Annotated in this window: 11 protein-coding genes and 1 pseudogene; 10 read left to right on the forward strand and 2 right to left on the reverse strand. The window is 32.4% G+C overall.

Translation table 11 applies throughout. From position 1 onward, the window contains the following. Positions 1-185: 185 nt before the first annotated feature. Positions 186-503 (reverse strand): annotated as a pseudogene (locus ACREVU_RS08340) (peroxiredoxin family protein); the annotation flags it as partial. A gap of 12 nt (positions 504-515) precedes the next feature. Beyond that, positions 516-647, reverse strand: coding sequence for a hypothetical protein (locus ACREVU_RS21355; RefSeq protein ID WP_503417257.1), 132 nt, complete (start codon positions 645-647; stop codon positions 516-518). Positions 648-761: 114 nt separating this feature from the next. Here ACREVU_RS21355 and ACREVU_RS08345 point away from each other — a divergent pair, with 114 nt between their 5' ends. The 10 genes from ACREVU_RS08345 (at position 762) to ACREVU_RS08390 (ending at position 11922) form a co-directional block, all read left to right on the forward strand. Then, positions 762-1235, forward strand: a complete 474-nt coding sequence (locus ACREVU_RS08345) for a hypothetical protein (protein ID WP_431551145.1) — start codon at positions 762-764, stop codon at positions 1233-1235. Between the two features lie 453 nt (positions 1236-1688). Beyond that, a complete protein-coding gene (locus tag ACREVU_RS08350) occupies positions 1689-2111 on the forward strand; it encodes a DUF6937 domain-containing protein (protein WP_431551146.1) in 423 nt (140 codons plus the stop codon). A gap of 610 nt (positions 2112-2721) precedes the next feature. Further along, complete coding sequence (locus tag ACREVU_RS08355; RefSeq protein ID WP_431551147.1) at positions 2722-3075, forward strand: response regulator; 354 nt, start codon at positions 2722-2724, stop codon at positions 3073-3075. A 27-nt stretch (positions 3076-3102) separates the two neighbouring features. Further along, positions 3103-5160, forward strand: coding sequence for a chemotaxis protein CheW (locus tag ACREVU_RS08360; RefSeq protein ID WP_431551148.1), 2058 nt, complete (start codon positions 3103-3105; stop codon positions 5158-5160). A gap of 24 nt (positions 5161-5184) precedes the next feature. Further along, positions 5185-5679: a chemotaxis protein CheW gene (locus ACREVU_RS08365; RefSeq protein ID WP_431551149.1), complete on the forward strand. Its 495-nt coding sequence runs from the start codon at positions 5185-5187 to the stop codon at positions 5677-5679. A 200-nt stretch (positions 5680-5879) separates the two neighbouring features. Next, complete coding sequence (locus ACREVU_RS08370) at positions 5880-8381, forward strand: methyl-accepting chemotaxis protein (RefSeq protein WP_431551150.1); 2502 nt, start codon at positions 5880-5882, stop codon at positions 8379-8381. A 72-nt stretch (positions 8382-8453) separates the two neighbouring features. Next, positions 8454-9266, forward strand: coding sequence for a CheR family methyltransferase (locus tag ACREVU_RS08375; protein WP_431551151.1), 813 nt, complete (start codon positions 8454-8456; stop codon positions 9264-9266). Positions 9267-9272: 6 nt separating this feature from the next. Then, positions 9273-10310, forward strand: a complete 1038-nt coding sequence (locus ACREVU_RS08380) for a protein-glutamate methylesterase/protein-glutamine glutaminase (protein ID WP_431551152.1) — start codon at positions 9273-9275, stop codon at positions 10308-10310. A 21-nt stretch (positions 10311-10331) separates the two neighbouring features. Next, a complete protein-coding gene (locus ACREVU_RS08385) occupies positions 10332-11471 on the forward strand; it encodes a sensor histidine kinase (RefSeq protein ID WP_431551153.1) in 1140 nt (379 codons plus the stop codon). Positions 11472-11499: 28 nt separating this feature from the next. After that, the gene (locus tag ACREVU_RS08390) at positions 11500-11922 is read left to right on the forward strand and encodes a response regulator (protein WP_431551154.1); all 423 of its coding nucleotides are present in this window, start codon (positions 11500-11502) and stop codon (positions 11920-11922) included. Positions 11923-12013: the final 91 nt, after the last annotated feature.

Raw genomic sequence — 12013 nt, forward strand, 5'->3', positions numbered from 1 at the left:
AGTTTCTATATCTGAGACATATTTATTAAAACATTAATTTCTATTGAACCGCCGTGTACCGAACGGTATGCATGGTGGTGTGAGAGGTCGCTAAATAAATTAATTATTTAGCTCCTACTCGATTTCAGAAAAAACTATGGGGTATCCGAATTTGCGTTTTCACTGACATGTAAAATCTCGCCAATCTACAGTGTATCTATAAGGTCGAATATTTCAGAATTTTCAGGTATATCTTTCATAGAGTGACCATAATGTATATATCGTAATAAACCTTCTTTATCTACTAACATCTGTGCTGGCATTCTCCCTAGCTTAAATAAATTAACTTCCTGTCCATATAGTTTAAGCACATATTGTTTTTCGTCAGGAATACCATAGAATTTAAAATCATTTTCTTCCCAATACTCTTTAAATTTCTTTTCATTTTCAGGTCCAATTGCAACTATTTTAGTATCTCTTTTTTCAAACTTATCATAATCTTGATGCAACTGCATCATATGCTTTCTGCAAAAAGGTCAAACAAATCCTCTATTTAATACAATTAACACATTACTTTTTCCTCTAAAATCAGAAAGCTTAAATTTATTTCCATTAGAATCTTTCATTTCAAAAGCTGGTGCTTTTTTATTTAATTCTGTACTAGTCATTTTTATCATCTCCTCATTTTATTACCTGTACGTTATAAGAATAACATTATATTACACTTTACATAAGTACTATCACCAAAATTATATGTTGCATTATTAAATCTTTTTATAAATGTGTACCTAAAGTATCCTGAATTTTTAAACTTTTTAGAGCATTTTGACAATTATATTGTAAAAGAAGCTATACCATTAGAAAATTTGGTGAGTTATGAAAAAATAATAATTGATACAAAATCAGCTATTTTTGATGCAATGGATCAAGGGAAAAAAGATGGGTCAATTAAAAGTAATATTGATAATGATGCCTTTTATATCACAATTACCCATTCATTAATGAGTTTGTGTCAAAAGTTGATTTTGAGAGGTACTATTCTAAAAAGTTATAAAGATATTGGAGGAGAAACCGCTTATTCGTTAGGTCAATTTGGTTGGTCCTTATTATCAGGTATTGTAGGTTCATATTTAAATTTCTATTATATACCAACTAAAGAATCAGGTATTATCACAGTAATTCTCCAGGTAGCATTTTTCGGATTTTTAACAATAATCGGATTAATCACAATGCTTGGAAGATTTTTTGATAACTGAACCATGGATTGCAACGTTAAGTGACAGAAGTAAATTCAAAAAAGGTAGGAGAATTTCCTTTATGGGCTTGCTCCTTTTGTTTGTGAAACAAATTCTAAGATTTTCAAAGAAAAAAAACACTGGATTTTAAAAGATAATCATGGTGAACTTGCGCTTTCTGGAAGCAATTGGAATAGATTTTATGCACTTGATAATATAATGAACTTAAAAGAAAAGAAAATACAATGCGTTGAGCCATTTAGAAATGGACTTGTTGAAGTTATGTATACACAAGATGAAAGTAGATATTTAGCAATTATAAATTAAAAAAACAAGGATATAAGCTATAATAATAAATTTAGTGAACTTAAAGAGATTTATTTTGACAAGGCAAATCAAGATACGCTACAAGAAAAAACATTAGTGTTAAAGCCTTATGAGAGTAGAGTATTTGTTATAAAGGGGGATTTATAAATGGAAAGATCAAGAAGTATTTTCGGTAATGAAATTTCAGATAAAGTCTACAATAAAGCTGTAAAAGCAAAAAACAAACACATTAAAAATTTTGGTGACGATTCAAACAGTGTATATTATTTAAGTGCTTCTGATAATGCAACCTTATCACCATTCATTGGCATAAAGAATATTGTAACTTCAGAGGGTACGGAAAGTATTAATACTGATAAAGGCATTATTATTGGTAATATTAGAATGGGTTTTGGACATTATAGAATATCTGTAGCAATAGCTTCTGCTGCTTATTCCATGAGCTATACACCTTATTGGTTTGACTTAAATTCATACAGCGAAACTACGGGAGGAAAGGTAAATTCGCATCTTAACTCTCTGTATTCTATGGGACCTAGATGGTCACAAAAACAAGATAGGGAGTTGTAACGGAGCATATAAAGTTGTAGAACTGGCTATTAGAAAATCACTGTAACCATAAAACATTTAGAAATTTACACAAAACTTGAAATAAATAGTAGAAAGGTGCTTGTAACTTTTCTATTTTTTTCATCAAACTGAGGGGGATTTATGGTCAGGTGGGTTTAAAAATTCAATATAGTTTATTGAATTCAATATTTTGGAAAAAATACGAAATATGTGAACAAAATTGAGAGAATTTTGTAAAAACACTATCTAAATGTACTAAATTTGTAAAAATTTCAGTGTAGATTTATATTGAAATATGTAGAAATTCCTATATAATATTATTAGTAGTAGTTAGCTATAACTAACATGGAGGTATAAGCAGCTATATATAGGCATTTTAATAGTGAGAGGGAAATCATAAAATACTTTTGTAAAGCATATGCAGAGGATTACCAAAATTATCCTCAAATTACAACCATAATGTTTTCTTTTGATAACTGAACCATGCACACTCGTGATTTCAATCGTGAGTTAATGGTTCTTTTATGCTAGTAAAAACATTTTTTAATTTAAAAGAGCGAATGCTTTTAGCCGTTGATAATATATTAAGCTTTTAGAGGGGTGGATTTTAATGAAAAGAGTTTTGATTACAGATGATGCAGTATTTATGAGGATGTCATTAAAAGCTATGCTTGAAAGAAATGGGTTTGAAGTAGTTGGCGAGGCCGAAAATGGAGAAATAGCTGTTGAAAAATATAAACTTCTTAAACCAGATATTGTAACCTTAGACATTACAATGCCTGTAATGGAGGGACTTGAGGCATTAAAACTTATAAAAGCCTTTGATAAAAATGCAAAGATCATTATGATTTCTGCAATGGGACAAGAAACGATTGTGAGAGATGCCGTGATTTCAGGAGCATTGGGCTTTATAGTAAAACCATTTAAGGAAGAAACAATAGTAAAAGCTTTTAGTAAATTTTAGCACTATTCTAGAAAGAGGGGGACATTTATGTCAGATGATGGAATGAGCAGAGAACCAATGCTAGAAGTATATCTTTTCGAAGCTACGCAACTAATGGAGCAGCTTGAAGAAATTAGTATTGAATGTGAAAAAAACAAAAAAATTGATACAGAAGCAATAAATGTGATTTTTAGAATAATGCATACTATAAAAAGTTCATCAGCTATGATGATGTTTAACGATATAGCTGTTCTAGCACATTCGCTGGAGGATTTATTTTACTTTATCAGAGAAAATAAAGCTGTAATAATTGACTTTGAAAACTTGTTTGATTTGGTGCTTTCCGGTATTGATTTTATCAAAGGTGAGGTTTCAAAAATTGAAAACGACAACGAAGCGAATGGCTCTAGTGAAATATTGGTGCAGAAAAGTTCAAACCTTCTGAGGACCATGAAAGAAGATAATTGTGAAATCAGCAATAATAATTCTACAGAACCTAAAGTGGATATTAAATATTATATAAGTTCATATCAAAGCGCAAGCAAAGAAGTTAATCAGAAGTATCTTGCAAAAATTTTTTATGAAGATGGTTGTGAGATGGAAAATGTAAGAGCATACACTGTAGTTCACAATCTTAAGGATATAGCGGACGAAATTTATCACATCCCAAAAGATATTATAGAAAGCAACGATAGTGTGGAATACATTAGAAAAAATGGGTTTTTAATAGGGTTTTCTACCTCGGTGGAAAAAGAAAAAATTGAAGCACAACTAAATGAAACTATTTTTTTAAGAGAATTGGAACTGCTACAAGTGGAAGATTACCCAGAAGAAATCAAAGCATTAAAAGAAAAAAAAGAAATTATTCTTGAGGATGTTCTGGAGGAAGTAACGCAGCAGCAGGAACCAAACAAAGAAGAGAATTTAGATATAATTAAAAGTGGAAAGCCACAAAGCATTATAAGTGTAAATATTTCAAAACTAGACATGCTTTTGGATTTGGTTGGAGAGATTGTAATTTCAGAAGCCATGGTTACAAAAAATCCGGATTTACAGGACTTGCAATTAGATAATTTTAATAAATCCGCAAGGCAGCTACGAAAACTTACTAATGAATTACAAGATATTGTAATGTCCATACGTATGATACCAGTATCTATGACTTTTCACAAGATGAACAGAATTGTGAGAGACATGAGTAAAAAATTAAATAAAGAAGTTGAACTTGAAATTATTGGTGAGGATACTGAGGTAGATAAAAACATTATTGATCATATTTCCGACCCATTGATGCATCTGGTGAGAAATTCACTAGATCATGGGCTGGAAGAAAAAGAGGAAAGAATAGCTTTTGGTAAACCCAAAACGGGAAAAATAACCTTAGAGGCAAAAAATGCTGGTGGGGATGTATTTATAATTGTTAGGGATGACGGAAGAGGCTTAGACAGAAAAATGATATATGAGAAGGCTAAAATTCAAGGATTACTTACTAAACCTGAGGAGGAATTAACAGACAAAGAAATATTTTCGAATATTCTATTACCTGGGTTTTCTACAAATAAAAGTGTTACAGAGTACTCTGGGCGAGGCGTAGGAATGGATGTAGTGAAGAAAAATATTGATAGCATTGGGGGAGCTATTTCTATTGAAAGTATAAAGGGAAAAGGAAGTAGTATATCAATTAAGATTCCCTTAACTTTGGCAATAATTGATGGGTTAGAAGTAGCGGTTGGAAAAACTAAATATACAATACCGATTACAGCTATTCGTGAGTCTTTTAGACCAAAAGAGAATGAGGTAATTGCTGATTCAGAGGGGAACGAAATGATAATGATCCGAGGTGAAGCTTATCCGATATATAGACTTCATCGAATATTTAATATAAATACTAAGGTAACCAATTCAACTGAAGGAATAATGGTGATGGTAGAGGATAATACAAAAGCTGCATGTTTGTTTGTGGATTCTTTAATTGGAGAACAACAAGTGGTAGTTAAGGCACTACCCGCTTATATTAAGAAAGCAAAAGGTATTGCCGGATGCACAATACTTGGGGATGGTAATATTAGTCTTATAATAGATGTAAGTAGTGTTTTAGACAGATAAAACTAAGGAAAGGTGGTAAAAAAAATGGCAGAGGTTTTAGATGAAGTTCTGGAAACTTCAGAGGACACTCAAAAAGGTAAATTTCTCACATTTTCTGTTGGTAGGGAGGCTTATGGCATTGAAATTAAGTTTGTCACGGAGATAATTGGTATACAGGACATAACGGAAGTGCCTGAACTACCAACGTATGTAAAAGGAATAATAAACCTCCGGGGAAAAATTATTCCCGTTATTGATGTAAGACTTAGGTTTAAAAAAGATTCAAAGCAGTACAATGATAGGACTTGCATAGTTGTAATTGACATAAAGGGAGTTTCAGTGGGACTTATTGTAGATAATGTGGCTGAAGTAATTAGTATAGATGACAGTAATATTGTCCCCCCACCGGATATAAAAACAGGATTTCATAATCGTTATGTTAGGGGAATAGGAAAAGTAGGAAATGAGGTTAAGCTACTACTAGATTGTGATAAATTGCTTAATGATGAGGAATTTCAAAGATTAGATGCAATAATTTAGATTTAAAGGAGGATTAAATGGCTTTTACGTACTTTTTTAGGGATATGCAAACGCTAGATACTATTAAGGAATATGCGCTGCCTTACTTAAAACCTCGTCAACATATTAAAATATGGGATGCAGGATGTCAATTACTCAATCATTGGAAAATATTAATCATTAAAAAATAAAAGAAAAAATAGTATTAGGAGGCTATACTTATGAAATGGTTTATGAATATGAAAATTGCAGGTAAGCTTTTATCATCCTTTATAGTTGTAGCTATTATTGCGGCAGTTGTTGGAGCAGTAGGTATAATAAGTTTAAAAACAGCAGATAACTCAGATACGGAGCTTTATGAGCATATGACAGTGCCAATATCACAAGTAGCGGATATAAATAAAGACTTTCAAATGATACGTGTAGGGTTAAGAGACATAATCATTGAGCAAAATTCTGGGAAAATTAAAGTGATAGAAGATTCTATAAATGTAAGAATGGCTGATATGAAAAAAAATGCAGCAGAAGTTGATAAGACTTCAATTTCAAGTGAAATGAAAGATGCATTTAAAGATTTTAATAGCAAGAATAATAACTTTGAGGTTCAACTGGGTAACGTATTAGTCTTGGCAAAAGCTAACAAGAATGTTGAAGCTGTTGCTTTGCTAAGTGCAACAGGGGATTTAGGAAAAGCATCAAATACCTTGCAGGAGTCTATAGATAAATTAATTGCTATGAAAGTAGCAGATGCAAAGACTAAAGCGGAGGATAATACAACTGCTGCAAGTAGAGCAATAAATATCATGCTTATTGTTATTGTTATTGGAGTAATTATGGCAATTGCTTTAGGACTTTTTCTTAGCAAGATTATTAGTACACCTATGAAACTCCTAGCACAAGCAGCGGATAAGCTAGCATTAGGTGATGTTGATGTAAATATAGAATCAAAAACAAAGGATGAAATTGGAAAATTGACGGGGTCTTTTGCTAAGATGATAGATAATATTAAGGGGCAATCAGAAGTGGCGCAGAGAATTGCAGCAGGAGAACTAAGTATTGAAATTATACCCAAGTCTGATAAAGATGTGTTGTCAAAAAATTTGAAACTTGTAGTAGAGACACTTCAAAAACTTGCATTAGAGACAGAAATGCTAACAAAAACTACAGTTGAAGGAAAACTTGATACTAGAGGAAATGGAGATGCTTTTAAAGGCGGATACAAAGAAATTGTAGTTGGGGTAAACAAGCTTATAGATGCCTTCGTAGGACCGATAAATGTAACAGCAGAGTATGTAGATAGAATTAGTAAGGGAGATATACCGCCAAGAATCACAGATACCTATAATGGAGATTTCAATGAAATTAAGAATAATTTAAATAGCTGTATAGATAGTATTAATTTACTTGTATCTGATGCAAGCAATTTAGTAGAAGCAGCTGTAGCAGGGAAACTATCAACTAGAGCAGATGCCTCAAAACATAGTGGAGATTACAAAAAAATTGTACAAGGTGTAAATAATACCCTGGATGCTGTTATCGAACCTGTCAAGGAAGCATCAGCAGTACTTGCACAAATGGCAAATGGTAATTTAAAAGTGAAGGTTAAGGGAGATTATAAAGGAGATCATGCAGACATTAAAAATGCATTAAATGACACCATAGATTCACTATCCTCCTATGTAACTGAAATCTCAGAGGTTTTAGATGAAATGTCTAACTCAAACCTTAAGTTATCAATTAACAATGAATATAAAGGCGATTTTGCTCAAATTAAGGATGCATTAAACCTTATAATTCAATCCTTTAATGAAGTATTTACAGAAATAAACAATGCTGCAGATCAAGTATCCGCAGGCTCTAATCAAGTATCAGATGGAAGTCAGGCATTGTCTCAAGGTACTACAGAGCAAGCAAGCTCTATAGAAGAATTAACGGCTTCTATTACAGAAGTAGCAGCTCAGACTAAACAAAATGCAGTTAATGCAAGCCAAGCAAATGAACTAGCACTTAATGCTAAAGAAGGAGCAGCCCTTGGAAATTCTCATATGAAAGAGATGCTTAAGTCCATGGAGGAAATCAATGAGTCTTCCTCAAGTATTTCAAAAATAATTAAGGTTATTGATGACATAGCTTTCCAAACTAATATGTTAGCACTTAATGCTGCAGTTGAAGCAGCAAGAGCGGGACAACATGGTAAAGGATTTGCAGTAGTAGCAGAGGAAGTAAGAAATCTTGCAGCAAGAAGTGCAAAAGCTGCTAAGGAAACTACAGATTTAGTTGAAGGATCTATGAAAAAAGTAGAAATAGGAACAAAAATCGCTAATAATACTGCAGAATCTCTTGACCAAATAGTTGTAGGAGTATCTAAGGCAGCAACCTTAGTAGGAGAGATAGCGGCGGCTTCAAATGAACAGGCAACTGCGATATATCAAATCAATAAGGGGATAGAACAAGTTTCAGATGTGGTGCAAACTAATTCAGCAACTGCAGAGCAGAGTGCAGCAGCCAGCGAAGAACTCTCAAGTCAAGCATCTATGCTTAAGAATATGGTAGGGAAGTTTAGACTAAAAAGAGGCAGTACTGAATCTTACAATGAATCATCAATAGGAGCTCAGAGAAATTCAAATCAGATAAATAATAAATACTCTGCGCATGCTGAGGCAGCTGCAACTAATAGTAAACCAAGAATATCACTCAGTAATACAGATTTCGGAAAATACTAAAAAAATATCTATTAAGATCATGGTATTTAGCTTTCAAGTACCATGGTTTAATAAAAAATTAAAGGTGACAATATGATAATTTTAAAAGATAGTGAATTCAGAGAACTTACAGGATATATGAAAACAAATTATGGAATAAACCTTATAGAAAAAAAAATTCTCATTGAGGGTCGTCTTAGTAATATGATTATAGAGAAAGGTTTTAGTAATTTTTCAGATTATTTAAAATTTGTTTTTAAGGACTTTTCAGGAAATGAAATTAGTACTCTTATAAATAAGCTTACTACTAATCATACTTTTTTTATGAGAGAAGCAGATCATTTTGAATACTTTAGAGATACTGTGCTTCCATATTTAGAGTTAAGTTCTAAAACTAAAGATTTAAGGATTTGGAGTGCAGGTTGTTCTAGTGGGGAGGAACCATATACCCTAGCAATGATAATTGCAGATTATTTTGGAACTAGTAAGCCTATGTGGAATACAAAGATACTGGCTACAGACATATCTCAAAAAGTATTAGAAACAGCTGAAAAGGGAGTCTATTCTGGTGATGCCGTGATCACTATTCCGAAATGCTGGGGGCTAAGATATTTTAATAAAATTAAAGATGAAAATTACCAAATTTCTGAGAAAATAAGAAATGAAATAATTTATAGAAATTTTAATTTAATGACTGAAATATTTCCTTTTAAAAAAAGGTTTCATGTTATATTTTGCAGAAACGTGATGATATATTTCGAACCGAAAACAAAGATGGAATTAATTAATAAATTTTATGATATGACAGAACCAGGAGGCTATCTTTTTATAGGTCATTCTGAGTCTGTAAATAAGGATGAGACTAAATATAAGTATATTATGCCCGCAGTTTACAGGAAAGGATAGAAGACCATGAGTATAGTAAAAAAGGTAAGAGTATTAGTTGTTGATGATTCTGTACTTTTTAGAGAAACCATTGCAAGAGGACTCGCTGCAGATCGTGGCATAGAGGTAGTGGGCACCGCAGGAGATGCATTTGAAGCAAGGGATAAAATAATAGAGCTTGAGCCGGATGTCATGACTCTAGATGTAGAAATGCCAAAGATGAATGGTATTGAGTTTTTAAAAAGACTGATGCCACAATATCCCATACCTGTGGTTGTGGTAAGTGCAGTAAGTGATAATGTTTTTGATGCGCTAAACGCAGGAGCTGTGGATTTTGTTACAAAAATGAACTCAGTAGTAGGTTCAAATAGGGAAGTCTTTATAAATGAACTAATTATAAAAGTGAAAATTGCATCTATGGCCAAGGTTTCGCATCTTAAGGTGGATAATGCCAGTGAAAGGCATATAGGTAAAATTAATTCTAGAAGTAGTAATAATATTATTGCAATCGGTGCATCTACAGGTGGAACTCAAGCTATTTTAGAAGTGGTTAAAGGATTTCCTATGGATATGCCCGGTGTAATAATAACTCAACATATGCCTGCTGTATTTACAAAGATGTATGCTGATAGATTAAATAACCTCTGCCTTATGGATGTTAAGGAAGCTGAAAATGGAGATATAGTTCTTCCAGGAAAAATCCTTATTGCCCCAGGAGACAGGCATATGGAACTCGCAAGGCGGGGAAATGATTATTTTGTAGAATGTTTTACAGGTGACAAAGTAAATGGACATTGTCCATCAGTGGATGTTCTATTTAATTCAGTGGCAGAGAAGGCTGGGAATTTAGCAATTGGAATAATTTTAACAGGAATGGGTTATGATGGAGCAAAAGGCCTTATGAAAATGAAGCAAAGAGGAGCATTTACTATCGGACAGGATGAAAAGTCTAGTGTGGTTTATGGTATGCCAAAGGTGGCCTATGATATTGGTGCGGTTACTAAACAAGCATCTTTAAAAAACATTTCTCAATTAATCTATTCTATTTTAGATGATAAAAAATAATGCGATAAAAGGGTGGGGTTAATGCTTATACAAGGTTTAAAAACTTTTTATGCGGCATCTGAAAGACTGGATACGAAAGAAATAAAAAGGCAGGCGCAAAATTTTAATGTTAATGATCCTTATCTCAAGGCATTAGATTCTATGAATGTTTTTGTAATTATAATGAATTCTTATAGACAAATTGTCTATGCAAATAAAGCTTATTTAAAATTTCTAAAACTCAATGATATATCGAGCATTTTAGGGCAAAGGTCAGGTGAAAGTTTAATTTGCATTAATGCTTTCAAAAATGAGGGAGGCTGTGGGACTTCATCTGCTTGCCAAAATTGTGTGGCAGGAAATATTGTTTTAAAGTCAATTAATGCAAAGCAGGAAATAGAAGGAGAGATTTCAATAATTAGGGAAGTGGATGGGTTTGATTCACCGCTGAACTTATTTGTTAATGTTGCACCTCTAGAACTAAACAAGGAAATTTTTTATTTGGCTTCTTTTATTGATGCCACAGATTCTGTTAAAAAAAGAGCTATGGAAAGGATATTTTTTCATGATGTAATAAATACTGCAGGAGCTTTAAAAGGCATACTTAGCCTACTAAAAAGCGAAGTGCCTGCAATATATGAAAATGAAGTTGCGGAGGTTGTGGGGTTATTTGAAGGACTTATAGATGAAATACAATCTCAAAAGCAAATATTAGCTGCTGAAAATAATGACCTTTTTATAGAAAGGTTGGAGTTTAATTCTAAAGAAATATTGTATGCATTAAAAAAGCTTTATACTGGTTATAGCAATTCAACAAATAAGACAATAAAAATAGCTGAAGATTCTATGGATGTTGAACTTAAAAATGATAGTAGCATATTAAAAAGAGTAATAGGTAATATGATTAAGAATGCACTTGAAGCTACAGTGGATAATGGAGTTGTTACTATGGGTTGTTACAGTGTTCAAAATGAATATGTGCGATATTGGGTAAGAAACCCTAGCTATATTAGTGAGTCTGTGCAAAATAGCATTTTTAAGCGGTCTTTTTCTACCAAAGGGAATGATAGAGGACTAGGTACATATAGTATGAAGCTTTTAGGTGAAAAATATCTAAAGGGTCACGTTGGATTTACTTCAAGCAAAGACGAAGGTACTTGTTTTTATATAGAAATACCATAAGATAGATTTAGATAAAGGGGTGTAAGAAATGAGAATATTAATAGCAGAGGATGACGTTGCAAGCAGATTATTTATGAAAAAATTTCTTTCTAAATATGGTGAGTGTGACGTTGCTGTAGATGGTATAGAGGCCCTTGATGCCTATTTAAATTCTATAAAAGATGGAAATGTATATGATTTAATATGTCTTGATATTATGATGCCAAGACTTGATGGAATAAAGGTACTTAAATCTATCAGAGATATTGAAAAACAAAATGGTATTGAAACTGATAAAAAAGTAAAAATAATAATGACTACAGCATTGAATGATAAGGAGACAGTATTAAAGACATATGATTCTGGTTGCGAAGCTTATGCTTGTAAGCCAATTGAAATAGATAAATTTATTCTTGTTATGAGAAACTTAGGCCTAATAAAAACCCCCGGCAGGCTGTGCGAAAACCTATAAAAAACTATTAATAATCTGTCAATTTTGGTATAATTAATCTATATTATACCAAAGGAGAAGGATAAATTATGAACTATATTTTGGGAACAGA

This window comes from Clostridium sp., assembly GCF_050717535.1.
Classification (GTDB): domain Bacteria; phylum Bacillota; class Clostridia; order Clostridiales; family Clostridiaceae; genus Clostridium_AD.